Raw genomic sequence first — 23,018 nt, forward strand, 5'->3', positions numbered from 1 at the left:
AACCCTCAAAGCCGCCCAGGCCAATACGGTGCCTGCACTGACGCCCGGAATTTGCAGTTGAGCCAGGCGCGTGCCAACCCCGCATTAATTCTTAATTTACGGTTATTTACTTCGCAATGGGTGGGATGTGGCTGACTCTACGGCGCGTCCTCACTGCCGATCAGAACAGGTGGGGGCATGCCCCTGTGTTGTATATCTCATTACCTGAGAAACTTATGGAGCTTATTAATATTCTGTCAGTCATCAGACTGGCCTGCATTACCTCCCAGGTCTTCGCTAACCAGAGTGACTTGACCCTATCCACTTCAAAGGCCCGCTCTACATCGTTGAAGACAAGGAGTATGTGCAGGAGAACTCAATGGCCTACATTGGCGAGCAACACATCCCCGTTATCGGCGCAACCTGGACCCCAGCCACCGCTGAAAAGCTTGAACAGGAAATCAGGAAAGTCAACCCCCTGCCCATCAAGGATGGTGATCAACACCAACTACCACACCGACCGTGCGGGAGGTAACGCCTACTGGAAGAAGCTCGGCGCAAGTATTGTCTCCACGCAGATGGCCTATGACCTAGAAAAAAGCCAGTGGCGTAGTATTGTCGACTTTACCAGGCAAGGGATGGAGCACTATCCGGTCCTGAAACAAAGCCTGCCAGACCAGGTATACCCGGGCAACTTTGCCTTCCAAAACGGTCATGTTCGAGCGCTGTATTTAGGCGCGCCTCACACCGAAGATGGGATTTTTGTGTACTTCCCAGAAGAACGTGTCTTGTATGGAAACTGCATTCTCAAGGAAAAGCTGGGTAACATGACGTACGCCAATCGCAGCGAGTACCCGAAAACCCTGAAGAAATTGCAAGGGCTGATCCGCGGCGGTGAATTGCCCGTTGAATCGATTATCGCAGGACATAACTCACCGATACAGAACGTTGAGTTGATTAACCATTATCTAACCCTTCTTGAACACGGCGAGCAGCAATATCTGCGGAAACTTTGCCAGTGCTGACGAGCTCAGCGTTATGGAATATCTCGACTGCGCTCGCCCCCCAGGCACAATACTCGCTCCAGCTCTTTGATATAGAAACACGGCGTGTCCGGATTCAGGTCTAACTTATAAAAGGTCAATTGTGACGCATGACTGGATAAATAAGCGTAATTAAAGGCAACGTCTCGATCACGCATCGACATGTTTCTAAGCAGCTCACTGCCGCCTACTGGGTTAGTCACAAATCGTGCGCTGCCGAAGAAGTTGTCAACCAGCACAAACAAAAACTTCTGGCCATCAGAATTGATTTTCTCAAAATCATGAATTTGATTTCCATGCGACTGAAGCCTGATCAACACATTTAAGACTTCACCACTGCTCATGATCATCGAGCCGGTGGTGAAACAAGCACCTTTAAGCAGATCCTTACGCGATTCTGATGAATACATCAAATGCAAGGCGACGAGCAGCCCGATGCCCACCGATAGTCCAACACTGCGCTTATTCACTTGAGGCACCTGTCTAACTGTTCATCGGTCAAGAGGCCCAACTTCGAATTATGCACTGAAACAAACTCCACCGTGCTGCCACTAATGCAAATGATTTCGTAAAAGCTGTGCATCGTATTTAAAATCACCGTGCCGGGCGCTTCCAACAAACTCTCCATGCGCCGTACCACCGGTGCCATGCTCACTTTTAGCCTCTCGACTTCCGGCGTATTTGCACCGGTGTACCACACTGTAAGCAAGCCCTGCGTGTCTGTTTCTTTGACGAAGTCCGGCTGCAGCCAAAGGTTCCATTCAATCCGCCAAAGAAAGCTCATAGCTAATATCAGCGTCGCGCCCATCAAGATATTCTCAGTGCTTAGCCGCCTTGTCAGCCATGAAAACCGAGCCTGCAGCATTTCCGGACTTGATGCGGCGCCCAAGGTTAAAGGCGCCGAAGCGCTAATGTCGCTAACTTGCCCGGGCACAACCAAGAATTCGGAGTTGAACTGGTAACCCCTTCGCGGAATGGTCTGGATGATTTCACGATGCTCGTCATCGGCCAGCAGCTCCCGAATCGTTGAAACAGCCTGGTTCAGGCTGTTCTGCCCAACGATACGGTCAGGCCAGCCAAAGGCAAAGATTTCATCGCGGCTGACAATGGTGTCCGCCCGGTCAATCAGAATTTCCAGGATGCGACTGGAACTGTATCCCAACTCAACTTTGCGCTGCTTGTTATGCTCGTGAATAACCAACATATTGAGCGAGGGCCAAAATACAACGTGCCGTCCTTCAGAAGCACTTAGGATTAACGCTTTTTTAGCTTCCGCTTGAATACCCTTATCGCTCGACGTCGGGTCAATCGATGACTGCATGCTCTTTTCCTTGCAACGATAACTGTAAGTACCTATTCCTTTAGATCACTCGGTTCATATCCGGGTGAGCCAACGAAAAATACCCGTGCACCAAGCCTTCTGCAGTCAAGTCCTTTGCATAAAAGCAACCTTGGGCAGTGACTGCCCCTAAAGCACGCAGACGTTCCACTTGCTCAGGTGTCTCGACCCCTTCGACAATTACGTTGAGCTCCAGGTGCCTGGCCATATTCAGCAAATGGACCAAAATCGTATTGGCGCGTCCTTGATCTTTTTTGCCCACAAAGCAACGGTCAATTTTAAGAATGTCCAGAGGCATCCAATCCAGATAAGACAAATTGGAATAGCCCGTACCGAAGTCATCCAAGGCAATTTTATGGCCCTGGGCGCGTAATTGATTCAAATGCAGGGTGGCCTCTCGTGTATCAAGCACGACGCCTTCAGTCACCTCAAATACAATGCGTGACGCGGGGATGCGATATTGACTCAATAATTGTTGAATAAACGCGGGAAACGTGGGGTCGGATACATCTTGAGAGGACAAGTTGATATTGATGTAAAACCCGTCACATGCCCATAGCAGGCACGAGTAATCTTCAATAACGCGCTGGCATATCCAACGGGTTGTCATCGGCATGATTCCAGATCGTTCGATCAACGGGATAAACACCGTAGGGCTTATCGGCTGTCCCTTATGGGTCCAGCGTAGTAATGCCTCAGCGCCGATCCACAGGCCAGTATTCATATTTACTATCGGCCGATAGTGCACGCTCAACTCACCGTTAACCAAGCCTCTGCAAAATTTCGCTTGTATCGAAAAGTAATACGTATAGACCGAGCTGAAAACCTTATAGAGGCCCATAATGGCACATACCCCAGCGGCCGCCAGAAACAATAAAATACAATACTCTATAAAGGCATAGCTTTTAGCCAATAACGAAGGCCACCCCTCAGAGGTAGCCTCATAGTTATCCCAGGTTTTCAACTCACTCAACATGCCGAGCTCAAAACCAGCGAAGTTACCATTGTTCAAATCAACAATACCGCTCAGGCGCTCAAAAACATACATGTGCGCCAAATGTTCCGCCGAGTATAGCGACGCCCAGACCATCAGTAGTGCGACGATTAACCAAAGCGCGACTTGCGCGACAGCTATCTGAGACCACATTGAAGACATAGAGTTTGCCCGTGAGCGCTCTACAGAACGCCCACGCTTAAGAACGCGCTTGATTGCTTTCACGTATCAACCTGTTAGGTAAAGTCGTTTCTATAACTGCGGGGCTAAATCTGAATAACACTCACAAGCAGGCGAATGAAGTGAACAAATCACTTCATTGCTATGATAATGATTTATTGACTGCCCGATCTGAATGCTGAGGATAAAGCAGATCGACGCAGTGCGGAGGTGATGAGTGGTGAATTAATAATTATTCACCGCTCAAGCTTGCTATACGCGTAGCCTAGATGACGCGGCGCCGTGCGAAGGCCGCCCATCCCACCACAGTCATGAGTGGATTTTCAGCAAAACTTAATAAATAGGCCAGCTATCAGTGAGCACTCGGAGGGTACGCCTGAATTTAAAAAGGTTAGCGTTCGGCACCAAAGCAACGTACTGTCTCCAGCTCTTTCACATAGAAGCACTGACTACCTATACGCGCCTTTATTTTATATAAGCTTAATCTAGAAAATTCGTTCGAATAGTAGGCGTAATTAAAGGCAACATCCCGATCCATGCTGATCTTATCTTTAATCCATTCGCCATCCCGCTCTTGATTCGTCACAAATCGCGCATTACCTGATAGACTACTCACTTGAGTCAGAGAAAAATCCTGGCTATTAATAATCGTTTCGAAGTCGTACAGTTTATAACTATGGGACTGTAAGCGCTGGCTGCTGTCATACACAGCGCCGATGTTCATGATCAGCACTCCAGAGGCAAAAAACGCGCCTTGTAATATCTGTCCACTCGATTGAGTCGAATAAACAATATGCAAAAATTACCAATATCACAACTAACCCAGACCAAGTGATCATCCATCGAATACTTAATGGCTTCAATTGACGCACCTGCTCAGTTGTTCATCTGTCAACTGGGACAATTTGGTTTTATGCACCGTCACAGACTGCACCGATCGCCCCTGATCAATACAGACGATCTCATAAAAACCATGCATTTTATTGAAAATGATGGTTTCCGGTTGTTTGACAAACGCCTGCAGACGATCACGTAAAGGCTTGATATCGGCCTGCAACTGCGTCAGCTCTTCTGGGCCTTCCGAGACATATTGAACGTCTAATTCGCCCAGTGTTTCACTTGCACTGAACAAGCCATGCTGCAACCAAAGCGCCCAGTCGATACGCCAGACTAACGTTGCTGCCAGTGCAATCGTCAGCACAGCGAGCAGTAGGTTGGTAGAGCCTGGCAGACGGTTTGATGCAAAAAACGCCTGGGCTTGCGTCGGCAGGGTGATACCTTCAGCCGCATCTGCTGCTACCGGAGGCGCTGGGGCAGTGTCATCGCTGAGGTGAAACTCTTCGCGGTCCTCGCTCAAGTATGCCGAGTTAAATCGATACCCACGCCGAGGGATCGTCTGGATGATCGTTCGCTGTACATCATCGCCCAGCAGATCACGAATATTGGAGATTGCCTGGTTCAGGCTGTTCTGCCCCACCACCCTGCCCGGCCAACCGTAGGCAAACATTTCCTCGCGGCCGACGATCAGGTCAGCGCGGCAGATCAGCAGTTCAAGCAGTCGGCTTGAGCTGTAACTCAACTCGTGTCCAGTGATAACGCCCCCCCTCACTTACCCTCAACAGGTGTTGGCTGGCGGAAAACTCTGCATACCGTGAAACCTCATGAAGCCTGAGTATAACCTTTATGGGCACCACCGACGGAAGAGCACTGCCATCGGCACTTTCAATGGGTTGCATTACTGTCAATACCCCGCGTCTGTCTTTCAACCACGTCAATGGACTACGCTTGCGCAGAAGCACTCGATAGCCGACGTATCAGCGGGCGTATAGACAGGTTTAAACGGGCCTCTAAGTGCTGCTTTTGTTTATTGATAGTTGATTGTAAAAATCGCCGTCGCATTCGCCGGGCCACTGTGTACCGTTGAGTTAGACAGCCGGAGGTAACGTGCCTTGAGCGTAATGACATAACTGCCGCCCTCTTTGGGCTGGAGTGAAATACCACTGTCGAGCAACGTCGAGAGCTTGATCGGCCAGGCATTCTCCAGAGCAAGCTGTACACCGATACCTTGCGCCGCCCTCTCAAGCCCTGGGCCCTGCACTGTGAGACTCAAGATTCCCTCGTCAGTGGAGACCGCCCGCTGGGTGGGATCGATACGGAATGCAATTTTATTGGTTTTGAATACTACGCCTGGCTCAAGTACGTTGACCCCTGCGGAGTAGTACCCGTAAAACCCAAGGCACTGATTGAGCACGATAGAAAAGTCTTGCCAGGGCGTGTAGCCGGTTTTCTCAAGGATACCCACAGAGTGTTGGCCCAGATTGACCTGAATGTTCGGCGCCTGGCAGGTTTGCGACACAACCCTCAACTGGCCCGACAGTCGCACCCTGCGCACCGGCAACTCCCGCCCACGGATTTCGTAGCCGATGTTCACGATTGGCAACGACGCACTCAAGACGGGCCCCGCTTCGACATGCGCACTGACCTTGACAAACGACAGGGTCTTATCCAGGTTCGTATCACGAAACACGCAGGCTTCCGGTCCTGGGCAGTCAGGTAGTTTTGCAGTGAATGGAAAGGCGCGGTTATCGACATCCAGGAAGCGCACCCCGATGCCTGCAAGGTTGGTGGGATAGGTAGCCGCGTAGCGATTGCGGCAGCATCCGATCATCCGAGGCCAGTTGCACGCCCCGGTAGAGCAAGCCGTCAAATAACTCGCCCGTGGTATGAGTTTCCCCAAGCGTGGGTCGGCTTTTAAGGCCCGCCAGATCACGTTGCAGGTACGTGTTCAGCGCCTGGTACGCGGCCCCATCAGTCGGTGCCAACTCACTGAGCCATTATGGCGTGCACGCCAGTGGCTCAGGTTTATTCCGGTGTCAAAGCTCAGGTAGGCTGAGTCTTGGCCATGCCCCTTGAGATTGCGGGTTGCGTTAGCGGAGTAGCCGAAAATCGCTGCGGTGGTGCCGCGGCTCCATAACTCAGGGCTGACATACCCTTGGGCATCACGGCGCAATGCGACTTGGGGAACACTCACGCGCAACATCAGGTCTTGCAGGTTGAACGTGGCATTGGCGCCCCTCACTGTTTCAGGTAACACCAGACAGGACGGGCCTCCTAAAGGCGTCAGGTAGGCTGTCGGGCTGACGCCCAATTCATCCAGCAATTGCGAGGTGAGGCAGGGCTGCACGCCCCCTCCGATAGGGAGAAAAGGATATTTTTACGCCCGATGGGCTGCTCATTAACAAATACGTCCGTCCTGTATTGCCCCGGCAACACCGCATTACCCTTTTGAAAAGGCCTCAAGTCCAGTCTCTCTGAGCCTTCAGGCAGAAAAGCACGGTTAAAAAGCACCTCCTCTGCGAAAATCTTTTGCCCACACGACATGCCCAAAGCCAACAGCCAACCAACAACAGGTTTGGATAAACGCGAGGCACAGAAGTACCGAGCCACTTCAGCCCAGGAGTCAAAAAAAGTGTTCATGGATTACTCGTATGCACTGTTCGCAGCGATCGCTACTACCGCGACTAAGGCGTTAGCGGGCGCTTGATCAACACATCCGCGCCATAGTCATTGATAGCGCTGAGTTCCACTTGAGCCTGAGGCCCCGGCAGGTTTTTTAGCGTGGGCAAAGCAAAGGAATGCTTGGACTTCGGCGCGAGCATTTCACTACCGGCCATAAACCGCTGCTTGCAATCCACCACACCCACTTTGGCTACGGTCACATAAAACGCCGTGGGGTTATACCCTTCCAGTGCCAGACCACCGGTCTGGTGGATGATGCGCCATTGAACCTGATCAATGGCGTCGGATACGTTGCCGCTCAACGTTTCAGGACGATAGAAAATCTTGATTCGCGAGCGAAAAGCCATCTGCGACAAATTAACCGGTGTGTCCTTCGCCGCAGGCGCGGTGGGCACTTCGAGAAGGTTGAAATAATAAACCGACTCTTTATCTTCGGGCAGGCTGGCACCGGTAAACATTAACCGCACACTTTGGCCTTGGTTGGGTCCATGCGAAAGACGGGGGGGGGTTAAAAAAAGGAGCAGTTGAATGGGTGGGGCTGGAGTTAGGGTCTCCACTGTCAACCCAAGTCTGCACCAGTACCGGCAGCGCTCCGTTATTGTCCAGCGTCACGGTAATTTCTGCTTCTTGTGCTGGGTAGATCAAGCGTGTACCGGTGATGACCAAACTGGCCCTCACCTGACAACACACCATTGACATCAGCACCACAGCCATTCCGTAGCGTATCGATATAAGGTAAGCCATAGAATCCCTTGCTTGGCTGATCAAGTTCCCAGTGCTATCTTTACTTATAAAGGCAGCACTGAGAATACGAGCGGTTATAGCTTATAGATAGCTGATTGAGTACGTGACAGCACCCGCGAAACTACCCGCCTGCACCGGTATACTGGTGGTTAGATATTGAACAGTGTATGACTTCGTCATACCGCTGCCGGCAAGAGGACTATAGTTAGAGAACGCTGGTGCGTTACCAATAACCACTGCCTCGTTATTGGAATTTTTAATTTGCAGCACGACGCCCTTCGCAGCAGAAGCCGCTGGCGTGTATGTATTAAGCACATTACCGCCCGCGATGCCGTCACCACCCTGGAAAGCGATTGCGGCACTCCCTGCTGCTGTTCCCGTTGTAAACGAGCAATTCGTCAGCGCAAAATTTAGTAACGTAGCGCCTTTGATAGCACCTACGGTATCCATTCCCGTCGAACTTATCGTCGGCAATGTAACGGTTGTTGTACCCGTAGCAGCACCATTCACTGTGATGGTGCAGGTGGTAGAACTGATACCATCGCTAAAATTAATAGTACCGTCGGAGGCTACATTCGCGACCTGGATAGACGGTGCTATCATCAACAACGAGACAGCAATCACTTGACATTCACTCTAACAACTTCCCTGATTAAACTTAAGTCGGGTGCGACGCAACATAAGTCAGACATACGCACTTCCTACTGCGCAACACAATCAGCCAAACAAATGCAATAGCATCAAACAACTCAAAAGCTATAAAACATGTTTTTCACACGCTTCCGAACTCGCCCCTCCCTAAGCGCAAAGGTGCAGCATTTATACCTTGATCAGCATGCGACACTCATACCCCGCTTACTCGTAACTAATTAAATACGTCACGCTGGCTTGAAATGGACCAGAACCTATCGCATCACTATCTGCGATATACCGAACGTAATACTCCAGCAAATCAGCCAAGGGCATAGCGGTCTGATTTAGTTGAGAGGGGTCTCCTACCCTAATGGGGTTCATCGACGCGTCGTATAACTGGAGTGCGACCCCGGTAGCTGCGTGGGAAGTCAGTTTGTTTTCCAGAGTACCGTTCCCGCCCACGTTCGATCCACCCTGAAAATACACACGCGCCTTAGTCACCAAACTGGACGAGCACCCCGAGAATTTAAACGTGAACCTTGTGCCTCCCTTGGTTTCTCCTTCCACCGACATTTACCGCTCACTCTAGGTAATTGAACTAAAGGCGCAACAGATGTTGAGTTATTTACAGCGATCGTACACGTTTGCGCCACCAACCTACCGCCAAAGTTAAGGGTACCTTCACCGGCAACCGGTGCGGCTACTCCTGGCTGGGCAAGCAAAATCAACGTCGCTATTAGCGCCAAAACCCTTACACCGGATTTATATATCATCACTATACCTCCCTGGCTGCATTTAAACGCTTCGTTTAGCAGGCTGTTAGGCACAACTTTATCCCTCAACCAGCACACCGCCAATGAAGAAAAGTGATTCGCGATTAATCACGCGTGATTACCCCAGCTTATTGCGAGCCGCTAACGCTTGCAGTTGCGATATCGACTGCAATAACATTTTTCCAAAGATATTGGTTTTATGCACACAGATATGACGCCTGCCAACATTCATGTGTTCGGCGATTTGCCTATTATTCAAATCCCTCGCCAACCCTTGAAATACCATTAGCTCACGATCCGTCAACGTGGCAATCAAATCAGTTTCATTGGCAAACGACCACTCTCGCGTTTTTATGGGTGCGTTAATAAAGTCAAAATAGGTGTAGCCCGAGCGTATGGCCCGAAGAATAAATGCTAGCCCCCGCACATCCTTTGAGACACGTAACGACACCGTCGCCCCCGCACGGCGGTAACGCGCAGAAAAATGCTTGGAATCTTGCAGTGTCAGCACAATAATTTTCAATTCGCGGTTGCCGGTACGCAGCTGCCTAATCAACTCAAGGCCCTCAATATTGAAGGTGGCAAGCTCCAGGATTGCAATACTCGCAAGCCGTGTTCGCGCAGCCTCGACAACCTGTGCCGCGCACTCGGTGTTGATCAATACGTTGACAGATTCCGACTCTAAAATATCGGCCATTTCACCGCCCATACACCAACGGCCCGACAGCACAACGGCTGATATTGTTTCCATCACTCTTTCCGCCTCTAACACATACTTTTCGAGAACAATATAAGTGTGCTGCCCCGTGACTAGGCAAGCGCTCGACAAGACGGTCAGCCTAATTCAACATACGCTGCGATTAACCTAAAATATGCTTGTTTTGACTCATTCACCTTGAGTCTCACTTCAAATCCAATCACGTCAGCGCGCGAGGTGATCAACCGAGCGCATGCCAGGTTTTTCACGGTTTTTGACTTAAGTTAAACGATAGCCAGGTAGATCATGTGCGAACGAAAAAATGTCATGGAGGAATCACACGTGAAAATTATTACACTCAAGGTCGGTGACGCCGGCTGCCTAGGTAGCGAAATCAAAATCCGGATCCTGACGATCCAAGGTAAGCAGATCCAATTAGGGTTAGAAGCACCGAGAGATATCCCTATTTATCGCGCAGAGCTGGTCCTGGCGCCGGAAAAACGCCAGCGGCAAAACGATAAGTTAAAGGGTGTAAGCTCCGAATAGCCGCTTCTTAGCCTTGCACCCTATCTTGGTCGTTAATCGACCAGGAAGGGTGTTTTCCCCTTGCAGGATGATGGCACGTGAGCCGCAGATTGCTCTTCTTGCTTAGTTAACCCTCCATACTCAGGCCTACGCATCTTCAATCCGCTGCACTGGTAACTATATATTGTCGTTCGACAAGAGCGTACCAAGGCCAAACCTCGAATCAATCATAGGCAAAGGTAATGCTGGCTACTGCGTTGGCTTCGCCAGGGGTAATAGAACTGGCAGTCTGAATATACTGCGGCGTCAGGACAAACTGGGCAGTGTTGCTCAGCGTGGATTTATCCTTCACCCGCCATTGGGCTGCGGAGCTTGATTCGACAAAGCTCGAATCGGGTCCATAAGTCACCAGTGAGCTACCATCCCTGAGAAACTGAACGCCTACTCCGGTGGCCGTAGTAGTGGCTCCGGGTGTCAACTGCAGTGTCTGTGTAGAGTTACTTGTATTATTTTGATCCGTCATGGTTGCCAAAACTCCGATGTCAGGAGTGCTGCATTGAAGGCTGACGGTTACCGGCGCGTTTGAAGCGACTGTAGTGCCGACCCCGCTAAACCCTAGAGGGGAAACGACTCCCATATTAATGACAGCCGGCGAAAGACTCGCTGTACAACCGCTCTGTTCATAAGTCAGTCTGAACGAACCTAAACCCACATCACCATCAGCTTTAAAGGTAGTAAAAAAACTAGAGTATCCGACAAGACTCCCACCCAGGTCATATGAACCAGTCGTTATATTCGCACTTGTTGCTATAAACTTTATTTCGTATGCATAAGCCACGTTAAAATTTGCTGCAACAACATCTCGAAACTGCTTGTAGTCATTACCTGTATTCTGTATATGCGGCCCTGTGTTAGCACAACCTATTACAATACCACAATCTTGCGAGTATGTTCTCAAGATAAATCCAATACCTGATGGCTCTCCCCCAGGCAGGTACACATTGTATACGGTATAGTTATATCCAGATTCAGAGTAAGATATATTTGACACGGGCGAATTAATGATCAGACCAAACGACCCATAAGTAACACCCTGACTATTCATCACTTGCTGCAGACCACTATTAATCCAACCGGTTAACGCCTCACCTATTATCGAGTTATTGAGCACAGGCTTTCGTATGACAACGTCCTGGGTACCTATGGATGAACTACGGGCTCCCGCCGAAGCACTGCTAGATATAAATAACAGTAGCATCGAAAGAACAAGAGCACTGCCTTTGTTTATCGGCCTCATGAAAGTCCTCATTACTGATACTCCAAAACAAAATTTACGGTCGCGTTGGCGGGCCCAGCGGTAACCGTACTCGCAGTGGAACGATACTGCGCATAAAACAACAGTTTATTGTTCCCTTCTACTTGGCTGATGGGAAAAGCCGATGTCTGGGTGTTAATTGCAATGCTTGCACTGTTCACATCGAGTATTTCAATCGCCAAGCCCTTGACAATGCCTTCTTCCGGGGTAAGTTTCAGAAGATCGGCGTTATCTGTATCGGCAGCGCCTTGAAAAGATACTTTCACCGCCGTTGCATCACCACCACATCTTTCAAGGCCAATCACGAACTTCTGCTTACCCCAAGGGATGTCACGTGCATAAAACTGTTTAGTGGCGACATTACCAAAGTCCAACGTCATTTGCTGCGAAGCGAACGAAACCATACAACCGTTAGCAGCGATCGCCCCGTTGATATTCACCAGCACGTCATAGGCCGCGGCGTAATGACAGAAGATCCACCCTGCAATCACCCAAAGAAAGCGTTTTTCCATTACACACACTCCCCAGCCAGTTTGCTGATGTCTTTAAGTTCACTGCCCTCGTCTAGCTGGTAGTTAACCGTGCACTGCCCTTCAGGGCCGTCTTGCCACCACACCTTCAATTGCCCCTCCAGAGCAAGTCCGGACAGGAACACCTGCCCGTTGTTACCCACAATGTTATCGCCAGGGGTCGCCGCCTGGGTCACGCTCGCACCGAAAGGCACGGGCATACCTTTATAGGTAATATTCATAAGTGCACGCACCCCTACTCGCACAGCGAATGTGCTACGCACCAGAGCACCTTGAGTCGGCACGGCGTAGGCGACCGGGTTGTCCAACTCGATGTTATTGGCCAGGGAATTGATATCCAGGGCTATCCTGTTTTGTCGGTAGCTCGAAGCTGAAGGCACCACGGCATAACCGCGAGAATCGGTTTTTATCCCCACACCGCTGGCAAGCTTCACTTCCTTGGCGAGCGGAGCTTTAACCAGGATGTTGGTTTCCCCCAGCGGCTGACTGAACGTCATACCATCCTCATGAGCCACGATACCGCCACTGAAACCATAATTAAGCCGACTACTGCTGTTGCTATTATTGTAGCTATAGCCGACATTGGCGTTACCGGAAGCACCCCGATAATGTGCATTCACGTTACTGCTGGCTACATGTTCCTTGTCGCTATAACTCTGTTGTGCGCCATAACTCAGATTATTGTGTTCCAGAGCAGTGCCGGTCACACCAGCGCTGTATAGCGCATGACCTTTGTTATTGAGTGTCTGCCCATAATTGGCATACGCAGAATTGTTTCGCGTACCTCTTTTACCCGCCCATGCGCCGTCGCCCAATGGCAGTGAGACACTCAGCGCAAAGATCTGGTCCGTACTGTCAACCCAAGCGCTTTTGTTATAGCTATACGACAGGGAATAATTGACCCCTTTCAGTGACGTGTGATAGCCAGCCTGCAGCAGGTCGGTAACTTCCTGGGTGTTCCAAAATGTCTGACGATGACCGCTGACATATACAGAACCAAAGCTGCCCAATGGTTGAGAAATATTAAGCTGTGCACTGCTGCGCTTTGGGTAATTCAAATTGTAATAATCGTAGAATTCAGGTTTTTGATAAACCTCGCCGTCTTGAGTTATAACCGATGGTCGCCTTTCCATCATTTTACTGGCCGTGTCACTGAAGTTATAAAAGCCTCGAGTGGAATACTGATAACCCGCCAACTTGAAATTGGTACCGGAGTTTATCAGGGTTTTGGCATACAACATGCGAATCGAATAACCGGTATGCTGGCTATCGTCCGCCAGAATGCTGTGGGCCGAAGTCACATCCAGCGACAACGCTCCCCAGTCTCCCAGGTTCTGGCCCGCGCCTAAGGAGTACGCTTTGTATTTCTCTGCGTTCTGTAAACCGCCGTATAGGGTCAGGCCGTGGGGTAGCCCCCATGCCAAGGTGCCCTGGAGGATAGTTGGGCTGCTCTGGTAATCGGCGCCCCGTAGCGTACCGGCAACCAGATCGTATTTGAGCCGACCTTCGCGTTGCAAAACCGGCAGCGAAGAATACGGCACGCTGTATTGATTCACCCGACCATCCGCTTCACGCACACTGACTTGCAGATCGCCATTGGACGAGCTCGGATAGAGGTCGTTGATCGTAAAAGGCCCGGCCGCTACGTAGGTTTGATAGATCACGTTCCCGCCCTGACGGATAGTCACTTCGGCGTTGCTGTTGGCAACCCCTCTGACGACCGGAGCGAAACCTCTTTCACTGTCCGCCAGCATGTTGTCATCCGACAACAGCCGCGCCCCTTCAAAGTTGAAGTTGTTGAAAACCGTATTCGATGTCGATGTCTGCCCCAGTATCAGGCTGCTTTTGATCCCCGGTAGCGCACGTTGCACGTAACTGTTCAGGGTTTTCCAACTGACGCCGGCATCCGAGTAGTAGCCATTGCCCTTGTCAACTGTCGAATCACTCCTCAAGCGCCAGGCACCGATATTCAGTCCGGTATTGAGGCTCAAGAAATAGTTATCACTGGATGCACTGTTGGAAGCGGTACTGTGGGCGCCCGTGAAGTTGTAACTGACCAAAAGTGCACTAATGCCGTTGTCCCACTCCTCTACAGGTATGAAGCCCCTGGCCTTGCCGGTCAACATTGCCTGGGGCACGCTCACGTCCAGTCGCAACTGTTCCAGGTTCAAGCGACTTTGCGCTTCAGCCATTAACGACTGTAATTGAACGCAGCTACCCGGTAATACAGATTCCACCCCCGGAACAGCGGCAGGGTTGATATTGAACTCCTTGATCTCCTGAACACTGAAACACGCAGCAAGCGTAGGAGCGACGTCTTTCGAGTATGTATTTTCCTCAAACACCACATCACGAGTATTGATAAACGCGCCATTCAGATAGACGTCGACTCGATAGGTGCCTGGCTGAATGGCGTCCGCCGCTGAAAATCTGGAAAGGTCTGCAACTTTCGTTTTGGTGTCGGACAGAAAGGCCGGATCAAAGTATTGATCGGCGTGTACCCAACCCCCATAAATTGAGGCAATCAGATACACATAGATCTTGGTATAACGAAAAGCCGTCACGTTGACTGCAGGACGCTTAGTGGCTAAATCCATATTAGCCGGTCGTGGACACCATCTCATTCCGCACACCCTAGTTATTCTATCCATATAAATATCGAGGTTTGTAAACCTTCATCCAGCGAACTATCCGACAGGCACCTCACACGAAGTGGACGGCTTTAATCCGTATCATATTCAGTAGTGGCACATGCCTTACTCAAGGACATACACATACAAGCCGCCATTAAGAATGGTCATTCAACAAATGCAGAAAGACCAGGATTTACCGCTGGCTTATTTCAGCTTTATCAAAGCGCCGTAATCATTTACAAAGGAATAGTGAAGTTCACCTTTAGTATTTTCCGGCACACGGACCTTCCCTTGTCCATAAGGTGCGACCATGGTATTGTCCAACACATGCTCGCCAACTGATACTTTGATCAGACTGATGAAATAAGGTGTTGGATTATTGATGGCCAAGGTGTTACCCACACGCTTGACCTCTATTTTCGATGCGGAGTCCTGAAGCCCGTTTGCCAACTCTTTAGGTCGGTAAAAAAGCTTGATCCGACTGACCACCGCCAGCCGGAGTTTGCTCTGCCCATCATCTGCATCCCGCTTTGTCGAAGGGATCGCCTTGACATTGACCCAGAACAGCGTCTCACGATCCTGTGCCAAGGGCGGACCAGCGTAGACCAGGCGTAAAGTATTCTCGGCGGGTGCGCTTTCTGTTGCTTGCTTGATAACGAACAGGGGTGGCGTCATCATGAAATCTTGCGTGACCCCACCTTCAGCGTTATCGATCCAGGATTGCAGCAAATAGACATTATTTTTATCTGTATTACTAACAGACAGAGAAACCTGCTTGCTGTCTGCCGGATAAACAACCCGTGTCGCTCCCAGCCCTACCCCTCCGGCGAAAGATGCGGTCGAGACTAACGACAACAAGAGTACAGCACAGGCAACCATCTTTTTTTTGTACGCATTAAAAACGTCCAAAATCTATTCCTCATCAATTTCCACGATGCTTTTTTACATCTTTTGCACTTACTGATAGACCAGCGTGAAGTCAGCTGTCGCGTTGGCAACCCCAGGGCGCAAAAATTGCTCTACTAATCGATACTTCGCAAAAAAACTTAAAGTATTGATACCTTTGCTCAACGGCGCATACTCAATGGGGTCGGCATTAACTGCTAGCAAACGGTTATCAGCATCAAATAACGCCAGGCCAATACCTTGCGCTGCGTCAGCTCCTCCAGTAATTGCCAATACCTGCAAATCCTCCTCATTGGCGATGCCGCTAAAGCTAATTCCGACAGACTCACTGACATTACTGTTACAGTCATCCAACTGAATGGAGAAGGGTACTGCCTGGCTGTCACTGCCAACCCCCATAAATTGATTACTTCTCACAGTACCCATGAATACTATCTTGTCGGAATTACTGAGACTGACGGAGCAGGCCCCAGTGGTCACGGCTCCAAACACTGCGACTCTTCCACCAGGCAGTGTTACGACAGTATTAGAGCCACCTGCAGCATTGACCACTGAATGGGCCGAAATCGTCAAAAAGGCTATCAAAAAGCTGACCCATATAGACACTCTATAGACGCTCAAGCTTATATACTCCCTGCCAGCAAGTTAGTTTAGTTATAAAATGCCCGCCCGGGCACTTTATAACCACTTTTTGCCTTCGTTACTGATAGTTCACCACGAAATCAATATTGGCGCTTGCATCGCCTGGTTCAACAGGAGCCCCCACAGAAATATAGCTCACTTGAAATGGTAAAATGTTACGACCCGGAATTAACTGGGTCTGCGTACTTACCCCGGTATTTGGAGTAATAACAAGGCCATTCTGGTCCCTGATCTGCAGACCAATGTGCTTGGCCCTGCCGCTCCCTATACCCGCTTCAAAAGCTTGAGAGTTAGCGCTGGCAGTTGCTTGAAATTTTATGGTCGCATATTGCGAAGCATCAGTATCGCAGTCTAGTAGCTCAATGGTGAAGGGTGTTCTGGATGCCTCAACCCCCTCCGCCGTAAAGGACGCGAGTCGTACCTGCCCCATATTTACTGTTAATTGCGAAGATGCTGCACTCACTGCACAGGCCGCGTTGACCACGGAACCGGTGAATTTGATTGTGCCTCCTGGTACGCTCGTGGGGGCAGCGCTGACCATGCCACAAGACATAGCTAAAACCACACCACAGAATGCCGAGATTCCTTTATTCATTACTGATTTCCATCCATTACTGATTTCCATCCATTACTGATTGTCATTAAGGGTGTAAGCCTCCCCCTTGATATGAGCGCGGACACCAATGCAGTATGATCTCCGACAACATAAAATATGACAGCCAAACAAAACATAATGAAATCAATACAAGCTCTTTCACAGCTTTTCACACAAGACACTTCTTTTCTCGGCGCTTTTAATGCGCTTTATCGAGCACAGAAAGCGCAGACGCTACAAAGTCTCAGCGTTCAAGGGGCGACGTAGGTGGTTATCGAATTGTTATTTATTTACACAAATGCGCCGTGAGAACTGCCGACGTAATAGCGTGACCACGCCCGTCGCCAGCACAATGGTCGACAGCGGCAATGCCAGTAATATTCCGGTAACTCCGAGCCAGGGCGCTAGTATCAGCAAAAACGGAATTTGAATGCACATATTCGCCAATGTAATCATGGTCGTCCTTCTGCTGTCGCTGACCGCTTGATAATACGCGGCGGCGGCGCTGTAGCGTTCCAGTTCGGCGTAGGTCAGCGTGACGCCCATGTTGCTGAGCGCCGGGCGGTCAGCAAATTTCTTGCAGGAACGCTCGAACACCTCAGCGACCGACTTGTATTCCGCGACATCGATGTCCAGAGGCACGCCGGCCGGGCGCTTGTCATTCCAGAAATCAGGTTGCATTGTTCTTGTCCTCACTTAGTACGGCATTTTCCAATCCATTGACCGTCAGCCCGCGCGCCGATAACGAAGGTTTGCAGCCCCCAATCGGTCATCCGCCGACCGAACGCGCACACCGGCGCTGGACTCTCGCTTAAACCGACGGCATTAACAGCCCCCTCGATTTAGAAGAACGAGCTCTTTACCCGGTCGTTCATCAGATGCGGTAAGTGACGCCCAAGCCAAAACCATCGGCGCTGTTGGCAAACTTGGCGTTATAGGACTGGCCCAAGGCATTGCTACGGTTAACCTTGACCGATTCTTCTTTGAGGTAGGCGTAGGCCACATCGATGGTCATGTTCGGCATCACGTCGTAGCCGGCACCGAGACTGACAATGGTTCGATCACCGGTGGGAATGCGGGGTGAACGATCAACGTTATTGGTAGGCGATTGGTCTAAAGTCAAACCTGTGCGCAGCACCCACTGTTTGTTGACTTGGTATGAGGTCCCCACCGCGTAGGCCCAGGTGTCATGCCAGTTTTGCTCTTCCTTTATGGTGCCGAAGAGTTGTGGAGCAAACGCGCCGCCACTCAGCGCTGTAACCCCAGCGTTGTTGACGGTGATGTCTTTCAAACGGCTCCAACGCGTCCAGGTCGCCCCCGCATAGAGTTTCCACGCATCACTCAAGTCTGAGTCATCGACAGATCCCAGGACTCCGGTGTCTGGATCTTGAGCGAAGCGTCGTAGCGACCATTGTTGAGGTAGGTGGCAGGAACGCTTGCGCCTTTGGTGACCTCGGTGTGGCCTTCCAGCTTGTAGTTCACTTTTGAGTGATAGGTCAGGCCCACACGTGTCGTGTCAGTCGCTTGGACCAGGAGACCAGCGTTGAAACCAAACGCGGTATCATTACCCTCAATCTTGATGTGATTGGAGCCGGTACCGGAGATTGGCAGATTGATGTCCGACTCCAGAATGCCGGTCACCCGGTTAATGGTCGGGCCAAAACCGATGGACACCCGTTCGTTAAAGGCATAGCTGATTGTCGGCTGCACAGTGATGACCTTCACGGGGCTCTTGCTGCCGGACGCTTTTCCCTGGAAACCTTTTTCATAATCCGCCACCAGACCAAACGGCGCATAGACGCCCAAACCGACAGCCCATTGGTCGTCGATTTTGTTGGTATAAAAACCAAACGGAACAGCTGTCAAAGGCACCATATCGCCCTTGTTCGTCCCGCTGGAACTGCCACTGGCCTGGCTGATGTCGGTGGACGCATCAAGAAGAGCAATACCCCCCGTGATTTGCTGACCGTCTAGGCGAGCCATACCGGCCGGGTTACCAAACACTGTACTGGCATCCTCGGCAGAAGAAGAGCGCCTCGCGAAGCCGACGCCCATCCCGCTGATACTTTGTTCGTTGAGGGCAAAACCGCTTGCAAACAATTGAGCAGAGCCCATGGCAACAACCAGACCGAGTGACTTTTTCCGCACTATTTTTTTAGTGTGCATAGCTTTCCCTATCTGGGAAATTTCACGGTCATTCGCCACACGAGAACCTAACAACAACTTGAGCTTTAGCCGTATGTATTGATGTGAAAACTGAATTTCGATGTAAAAACAGGGAAGTCAGCTACAGGAGCTGGGCGCGCCTAGCCAGCCGATGATCTTTTAGCTGCCCGCCAGAATGCCCAACCCGAAGCACGAATCCAGAACTTCGAAATAAGTGACCGGGTACTGGATCACGTCTTTGACGTACAGTGGGAGCAGGATGGTGAAGAACGGAAACAGGGTAAAGTTGATCAGCATGGTAATGATGACCAGGTAGAATTAAACCACTTTGAATGCCATTCCTTTCAAGGTCCGCGTTTAAAACGCTGTTTAAAACCACGTTCATGTTTGTTTATCCGACTTGGAGTCTTAAGGAAATCCTGAAAAAGACTTTCTGATTTGGCAAAATCTCCGGACACCAATCGCCGAGCTTTCGATGATGAAGCAGATGACCTTCGCCGACGCCGAGTACGCCGGTAAGCGCAAGCAGACTCGCAAGGAGCTGATGGATCGGGTCGTGCCCTGGAAGGGTTTGATTGCCCTGATCGTACCTCATTACCCGAAGGGCGAAGGCGGTCGTCCGGCCTATCCGTTGATAGCGATGCTGCGGGTTCATTTGATGCAGAACTGGCTCGGTTACAGTGATCCGGCGATGGAAGAAGCGCTGTACGAGACGACGATCTTGCGCCAGTTTTCCGGTCTGAGCCTGGAGCGGATCCCAGATGAAACTACCACCCTCAACTTCCGTCGTCTGCTGGAAAAGCACGAGTTGGCCGCTGGTATTCTCGGCGTGATCAATGGCTATCTGGGCGACCGTGGCTTATCACTGCGACAAGGCACCATCGTCGATGCCACGCTGATTCATGCGCCCAGCTCGACCAAGAACAAGGACGGCAAGCGCGACCCGGAAATGCACCAGACGAAGAAAGGCAACCAGTATTACTTCGGTGCCAAGGCGCACATTGGTGTCGACGATGAGTCAGGGCTGGTGCAGAGCGTGGTGGTTACGGCGGCTAACGTCGCGGACGTAACCCAGGTCGACAAACTGCTGCATGGTGCTGAGAACGTGGTTTGCGCCGATGCAGGCTATAGCGGTGTCGAGAAGCGCAAAGAGCATGCGGGACGCCAAATCATCTGGCAGGTTGCGGCCCGGCGCAGCACCTATAAAAAACACGTCAAACGCAGCGCATTGTACAAAGCGATACGCAAGATCGAGAGAGCCAAGGCCTAGGTTCGCGCCAAGGTCGAGCATCCATTTCGGGCGATCAAGAGCCAGTTTGGTTATACGAAGGTGCGTTTCCAAGGATTGGTGAAAAACACCGCTCAGAGGATGACGCTGTTCGCCCTGTCGAACCTGTGGATGGCGCGTCGACATTTGCTCTCGAACGTAGGAGAGGTACGCCCTTAATGGGGCAAAATGCTGCTGCGAGACGCTTGCAGCAGCCAAAAAGCATGGAGTATGAGGCAGATTTGGCCGATTTTGAACGGCTGTCGTTTTTTGAAAGCGCCGATGGGCTCAGTAGCCGAAAAATAGCGGTCTACTTCAGACCATCCTTAGCAATATGGCGTTGCCAGCCTCATTGACGCCGTGAACGGCGAACACCGTACTGGCCAAATGGATTCCCATCGAGATAACCGAAATGGCTACCCCTCCAGTAATTGTTGCAGCTCTGAACTGCATCATCGCATCTTAATGCAGCCTCGCGACTTTCGCGGCGAACTTGGACGGGGAAGCCTCTTTTCATTCGGTAAGGGACACAGTGTCTTTGTATCAATACTCGCGTATTTCAAACCCATATTCCCCTCCAGGAACTTCCTGTCGCGGATTTTAAGCTCATCCATGCTCACCCCAAGGCTCACCTCGATTTGCAACGACAGCAAACTACCCTCGGCCGCCAGACCACCGCTGACCGGCACTATCAGATCACCCGGTGCAACATCGACGGTGGACGCGGCGAGCCCGGGCAGTTCACCGATTGCCCGGATCAATGCCAAATCCACCGTACGGCTATCTAGCGAAGCGTTGCTCAGGCGTATCTGTATCTGGCTGCGAGAAGCAAAACGAAAATGCTCAGCCACGCTTTCGCCTCGCAAGATCAGCATCAGCCTCGAACTGGCGGGGCAACTGGCATTCCGCGAAACATAACGTGTGCCGACCGCGTATAGATTGCTACTGTCCAAGCTGGTTGCATTTCCCGGATGGTAGATCTGGCCATAATCCACATCTGCTTGCCCGAGATGAATGCCACACGATTCCTCTGCACGGACAGGTTGACTGCTCAGCGCAACAGCCCCTGACAATAGCAGCCAAAACTGGAACGCAGTTCGATAACGTTTTAACGTGTTCATTGGTATTCCGGTCCCGTCAGGGCATTTTAAAGAGTTGTGCAGTTGGCATCAGCCGATTCGAAGTACACATTGGGATCGGCCTTGTCCGGTAGCGTGTAGTCCAGTCGGCAATGCTTGCCGCTTTCGAGGCGCGCCAGCAGGCGGTCACTCAATTGCTCGTTACTAAGAAAGATCTTTCCGTTGTCCACGACCGTGGTCAGAAACTGCTCGTCGCCGCTGAAGATGCCTGCGCCCTTGGGCAAAATGTTGCCTTCGGGATCACGCGCCCTTAGCAACACCCTACGGGTGGTAATCACCGAAAAATCCATCTTGTGGGCCGAGCCCCGTCCGGCGTTCAACGCTTTGACGCCGTTCTTGAGGTCAACATTACGTGGCAAGGTCTGGGTGGCCACCTCAATCTGTGAAGGCCTGTAGGCATTGAGCTGGCGTATCACTGCGCGACCCCAAGTGTCGGTCCAAACCGGCCCGCTCGGGGTGCTGAGTTTGACCCCGGCGACATTCCCCACTTGGGCCACGGCGAAGGTGTCTCTAAGTGGATACGGCGAAAACGTGAGACCGTCCTCATGTAGCGCCATCCCCCGCAAGTTGACCGCTGTAGCTGATGCTGTCGTCACCGCTTTTCAAGTAACCCAGGTTCATGCTGGTGTAGCGCGGCAACAGGTTGACGTTACCGGAGAAATCGCGCTGTCGATCTTGAGTATTAGTATCGGCCGCCATCTGATAGTTACCGAATTCGTGTCCGCTGTCGCTGAAGATGGTGCCTAAGCGTGTACGGCCGTCACGCTGGTTGGCATAGGTGCGCAGGCTGCGACTTTTACCCATAGGAATACTGGCACTCAGGTACACAGCATTGTCGCTTACGTTTTGGCTAGGCTTGTACGCCTCAGAACTTCGGCAATCCCGCCAACCGCGGTTCATGCTGCGCACAAAGTTGGCACTGAGCGTGAAGTATTCGAAGCTCTTGTTCCAGGAGCCCGCCAGGTGCTGCGAACTTTGCCCGCCAAAGCTGGTGGAGGTTGAATAGCTGGCGGAAAATCCGCCAATCAGAGGATCAGGCAGAGAGCCAGCCACCGGTAGAATCCTGGCTCTCACACTGAAGGATTCAAGCGCATATGACTACGCCTTACCAGCAACTGACTTAGGGCCAACGTTACCAAATTGAGATGGGTTTAGCTTGCAAATAGAGCCAAGCCAACATTGCTATACAGCTCGGTGTGCATCCTACGCCGATCAGTCGAGAGGGTCGGCGCAATGGCGGTGTGTAATCCTATATGCGGATGCTGCCACGCAGAAAAGTGACGCTCATCGAGCCAGTGCGCGTAAGTTTTGCAAGCCGAGGGCATGGTTGCAGGCGCATCTCCCTCTCTGGCTGGAGCAGAGTATTTAGCCCTGAGCAAATAGCGGCTCGCTTGGGGTG

Annotated in this window: 24 protein-coding genes and 4 pseudogenes; 3 read left to right on the forward strand and 25 right to left on the reverse strand. The window is 51.1% G+C overall.

From position 1 onward, the window contains the following. The first annotated feature begins 341 nt into the window (after positions 1-341). Positions 342-1,004: a subclass B2 metallo-beta-lactamase gene (gene bla, locus ACI77I_RS24435; protein ID WP_406998758.1), complete on the forward strand. Its 663-nt coding sequence runs from the start codon at positions 342-344 to the stop codon at positions 1,002-1,004. Positions 1,005-1,015: 11 nt separating this feature from the next. On the opposite strand, the gene ACI77I_RS24440 is transcribed toward bla, so the two are convergent. From ACI77I_RS24440 to ACI77I_RS24500, 13 genes and pseudogenes are all read right to left on the reverse strand, one after another. Next, positions 1,016-1,492, reverse strand: coding sequence for a hypothetical protein (locus ACI77I_RS24440; protein WP_406998698.1), 477 nt, complete (start codon positions 1,490-1,492; stop codon positions 1,016-1,018). Then, on the reverse strand, positions 1,489-2,343 hold the full coding sequence (locus tag ACI77I_RS24445; protein ID WP_406998700.1) for a transcriptional regulator: 855 nt from the start codon (positions 2,341-2,343) through the stop codon (positions 1,489-1,491). Before ACI77I_RS24445 ends, ACI77I_RS24440 begins: the two co-directional genes overlap by 4 nt. Positions 2,344-2,383: 40 nt before the next feature. Further along, positions 2,384-3,580, reverse strand: coding sequence for an EAL domain-containing protein (locus ACI77I_RS24450; protein WP_406998702.1), 1,197 nt, complete (start codon positions 3,578-3,580; stop codon positions 2,384-2,386). 346 nt (positions 3,581-3,926) lie between these two features. Further along, positions 3,927-4,259 carry a hypothetical protein gene (locus ACI77I_RS24455; RefSeq protein ID WP_406998704.1) on the reverse strand — a complete coding sequence of 111 codons (333 nt, stop codon included), beginning with the start codon at positions 4,257-4,259 and terminating at the stop codon, positions 3,927-3,929. Positions 4,260-4,394: 135 nt separating this feature from the next. Beyond that, entirely contained in the window at positions 4,395-5,114 is a 720-nt protein-coding gene (locus ACI77I_RS24460) for a transcriptional regulator (protein ID WP_406998706.1), read from the reverse strand. Positions 5,115-5,399: 285 nt separating this feature from the next. Beyond that, complete coding sequence (locus tag ACI77I_RS24465) at positions 5,400-6,140, reverse strand: fimbrial protein (RefSeq protein WP_406998708.1); 741 nt, start codon at positions 6,138-6,140, stop codon at positions 5,400-5,402. Continuing rightward, complete coding sequence (locus ACI77I_RS24470) at positions 6,118-6,357, reverse strand: fimbria/pilus outer membrane usher protein (RefSeq protein WP_406998710.1); 240 nt, start codon at positions 6,355-6,357, stop codon at positions 6,118-6,120. The genes ACI77I_RS24465 and ACI77I_RS24470 overlap by 23 nt, the downstream gene beginning before the upstream one ends. Next, positions 6,321-7,012, reverse strand: a pseudogene (locus ACI77I_RS24475) (FimD/PapC N-terminal domain-containing protein). Before ACI77I_RS24475 ends, ACI77I_RS24470 begins: the two are co-directional and overlap by 37 nt. Before the next feature lie 44 nt (positions 7,013-7,056). Then, the gene (locus tag ACI77I_RS24480; protein ID WP_406998760.1) at positions 7,057-7,401 is read right to left on the reverse strand and encodes a molecular chaperone; all 345 of its coding nucleotides are present in this window, start codon (positions 7,399-7,401) and stop codon (positions 7,057-7,059) included. 12 nt (positions 7,402-7,413) lie between these two features. Beyond that, positions 7,414-7,798, reverse strand: a pseudogene (locus ACI77I_RS24485) (fimbria/pilus periplasmic chaperone); the annotation flags it as partial. 81 nt (positions 7,799-7,879) lie between these two features. After that, a complete protein-coding gene (locus tag ACI77I_RS24490) occupies positions 7,880-8,422 on the reverse strand; it encodes a fimbrial protein (RefSeq protein WP_406998712.1) in 543 nt (180 codons plus the stop codon). Positions 8,423-8,653: 231 nt separating this feature from the next. After that, entirely contained in the window at positions 8,654-9,004 is a 351-nt protein-coding gene (locus ACI77I_RS24495) for a fimbrial protein (protein ID WP_406998714.1), read from the reverse strand. 318 nt (positions 9,005-9,322) lie between these two features. Then, entirely contained in the window at positions 9,323-9,955 is a 633-nt protein-coding gene (locus ACI77I_RS24500; RefSeq protein ID WP_406998716.1) for a LuxR C-terminal-related transcriptional regulator, read from the reverse strand. 288 nt (positions 9,956-10,243) lie between these two features. On the opposite strand from ACI77I_RS24500, the gene ACI77I_RS24505 reads away from it, so the two are divergent. Beyond that, on the forward strand, positions 10,244-10,447 hold the full coding sequence (locus ACI77I_RS24505) for a carbon storage regulator (protein ID WP_406998718.1): 204 nt from the start codon (positions 10,244-10,246) through the stop codon (positions 10,445-10,447). A 202-nt stretch (positions 10,448-10,649) separates the two neighbouring features. Here the strand turns inward: ACI77I_RS24505 and ACI77I_RS24510 are convergent, their stop codons facing one another. The 9 genes and pseudogenes from ACI77I_RS24510 to ACI77I_RS24550 all read right to left on the reverse strand — a co-directional run bounded on the left by ACI77I_RS24510 (position 10,650) and on the right by ACI77I_RS24550 (position 19,510). After that, complete coding sequence (locus ACI77I_RS24510) at positions 10,650-11,597, reverse strand: fimbrial protein (protein ID WP_406998720.1); 948 nt, start codon at positions 11,595-11,597, stop codon at positions 10,650-10,652. 137 nt (positions 11,598-11,734) lie between these two features. Continuing rightward, on the reverse strand, positions 11,735-12,253 hold the full coding sequence (locus tag ACI77I_RS24515; RefSeq protein ID WP_406998722.1) for a fimbrial protein: 519 nt from the start codon (positions 12,251-12,253) through the stop codon (positions 11,735-11,737). Beyond that, complete coding sequence (locus tag ACI77I_RS24520; RefSeq protein WP_406998724.1) at positions 12,253-14,868, reverse strand: fimbria/pilus outer membrane usher protein; 2,616 nt, start codon at positions 14,866-14,868, stop codon at positions 12,253-12,255. The genes ACI77I_RS24515 and ACI77I_RS24520 overlap by 1 nt, the downstream gene beginning before the upstream one ends. 240 nt (positions 14,869-15,108) lie before the next feature. Next, on the reverse strand, positions 15,109-15,813 hold the full coding sequence (locus ACI77I_RS24525; RefSeq protein WP_406998726.1) for a fimbria/pilus periplasmic chaperone: 705 nt from the start codon (positions 15,811-15,813) through the stop codon (positions 15,109-15,111). Positions 15,814-15,861: 48 nt separating this feature from the next. After that, positions 15,862-16,431 carry a fimbrial protein gene (locus ACI77I_RS24530; protein WP_406998728.1) on the reverse strand — a complete coding sequence of 190 codons (570 nt, stop codon included), beginning with the start codon at positions 16,429-16,431 and terminating at the stop codon, positions 15,862-15,864. Between the two features lie 79 nt (positions 16,432-16,510). Beyond that, entirely contained in the window at positions 16,511-17,047 is a 537-nt protein-coding gene (locus ACI77I_RS24535; RefSeq protein WP_406998730.1) for a fimbrial protein, read from the reverse strand. A 282-nt stretch (positions 17,048-17,329) separates the two neighbouring features. After that, positions 17,330-17,728 carry a polysaccharide biosynthesis C-terminal domain-containing protein gene (locus ACI77I_RS24540; protein WP_406998732.1) on the reverse strand — a complete coding sequence of 133 codons (399 nt, stop codon included), beginning with the start codon at positions 17,726-17,728 and terminating at the stop codon, positions 17,330-17,332. A 193-nt stretch (positions 17,729-17,921) separates the two neighbouring features. Further along, positions 17,922-19,213 (reverse strand): annotated as a pseudogene (locus tag ACI77I_RS24545) (OmpP1/FadL family transporter). A 159-nt stretch (positions 19,214-19,372) separates the two neighbouring features. Continuing rightward, a complete protein-coding gene (locus tag ACI77I_RS24550) occupies positions 19,373-19,510 on the reverse strand; it encodes a hypothetical protein (RefSeq protein WP_406998734.1) in 138 nt (45 codons plus the stop codon). Between the two features lie 181 nt (positions 19,511-19,691). Between ACI77I_RS24550 and ACI77I_RS24555 the strand changes: the two are divergent. Further along, a pseudogene (locus ACI77I_RS24555) lies at positions 19,692-20,660 on the forward strand (IS5 family transposase). 272 nt (positions 20,661-20,932) lie between these two features. On the opposite strand, the gene ACI77I_RS24560 reads toward ACI77I_RS24555, so the two are convergent. From ACI77I_RS24560 to ACI77I_RS24570, 3 genes are read right to left on the reverse strand one after another with little or no spacing between them, the layout of a single operon-like run. After that, positions 20,933-21,601 (reverse strand): hypothetical protein, encoded by a 669-nt coding sequence (locus ACI77I_RS24560; protein ID WP_406998736.1) that lies wholly within the window; start codon positions 21,599-21,601, stop codon positions 20,933-20,935. Between the two features lie 26 nt (positions 21,602-21,627). Next, complete coding sequence (locus ACI77I_RS24565) at positions 21,628-22,176, reverse strand: fimbria/pilus outer membrane usher protein (protein ID WP_406998738.1); 549 nt, start codon at positions 22,174-22,176, stop codon at positions 21,628-21,630. Beyond that, a complete protein-coding gene (locus ACI77I_RS24570; protein WP_406998740.1) occupies positions 22,163-22,672 on the reverse strand; it encodes a hypothetical protein in 510 nt (169 codons plus the stop codon). Before ACI77I_RS24570 ends, ACI77I_RS24565 begins: the two co-directional genes overlap by 14 nt. Between the last annotated feature and the right edge of the window lie 346 nt (positions 22,673-23,018).

This window comes from Pseudomonas sp. D47 (genome assembly GCF_045447305.1).
Lineage (GTDB): Bacteria > Pseudomonadota > Gammaproteobacteria > Pseudomonadales > Pseudomonadaceae > Aquipseudomonas.

Excerpts from the sequence above, each read along its gene's own strand:
- ACI77I_RS24565 (WP_406998738.1), bottom strand. The coding sequence starts at position 22,176 with ATGGCGCTACATGAGGACGGTCTCACGTTTTCGCCGTATCCACTTAGA.
- ACI77I_RS24445 (WP_406998700.1), bottom strand. The coding sequence starts at position 2,343 with ATGCAGTCATCGATTGACCCGACGTCGAGCGATAAGGGTATTCAAGCG.
- ACI77I_RS24495 (WP_406998714.1), bottom strand. The coding sequence starts at position 9,004 with ATGTCGGTGGAAGGAGAAACCAAGGGAGGCACAAGGTTCACGTTTAAA.
- ACI77I_RS24535 (WP_406998730.1), bottom strand. The coding sequence starts at position 17,047 with ATGAATAAAGGAATCTCGGCATTCTGTGGTGTGGTTTTAGCTATGTCT.
- ACI77I_RS24540 (WP_406998732.1), bottom strand. The coding sequence starts at position 17,728 with ATGCAACCTGATTTCTGGAATGACAAGCGCCCGGCCGGCGTGCCTCTG.
- ACI77I_RS24455 (WP_406998704.1), bottom strand. The coding sequence starts at position 4,259 with ATGAACATCGGCGCTGTGTATGACAGCAGCCAGCGCTTACAGTCCCAT.
- ACI77I_RS24550 (WP_406998734.1), bottom strand. The coding sequence starts at position 19,510 with ATGCTGATCAACTTTACCCTGTTTCCGTTCTTCACCATCCTGCTCCCA.
- ACI77I_RS24480 (WP_406998760.1), bottom strand. The coding sequence starts at position 7,401 with ATGGCTTTTCGCTCGCGAATCAAGATTTTCTATCGTCCTGAAACGTTG.
- ACI77I_RS24515 (WP_406998722.1), bottom strand. The coding sequence starts at position 12,253 with ATGGAAAAACGCTTTCTTTGGGTGATTGCAGGGTGGATCTTCTGTCAT.
- ACI77I_RS24560 (WP_406998736.1), bottom strand. The coding sequence starts at position 21,601 with ATGAACACGTTAAAACGTTATCGAACTGCGTTCCAGTTTTGGCTGCTA.
- ACI77I_RS24500 (WP_406998716.1), bottom strand. The coding sequence starts at position 9,955 with ATGGAAACAATATCAGCCGTTGTGCTGTCGGGCCGTTGGTGTATGGGC.
- ACI77I_RS24520 (WP_406998724.1), bottom strand. The coding sequence starts at position 14,868 with ATGGATTTAGCCACTAAGCGTCCTGCAGTCAACGTGACGGCTTTTCGT.
- bla (WP_406998758.1), top strand. The coding sequence starts at position 342 with ATGTGCAGGAGAACTCAATGGCCTACATTGGCGAGCAACACATCCCCG.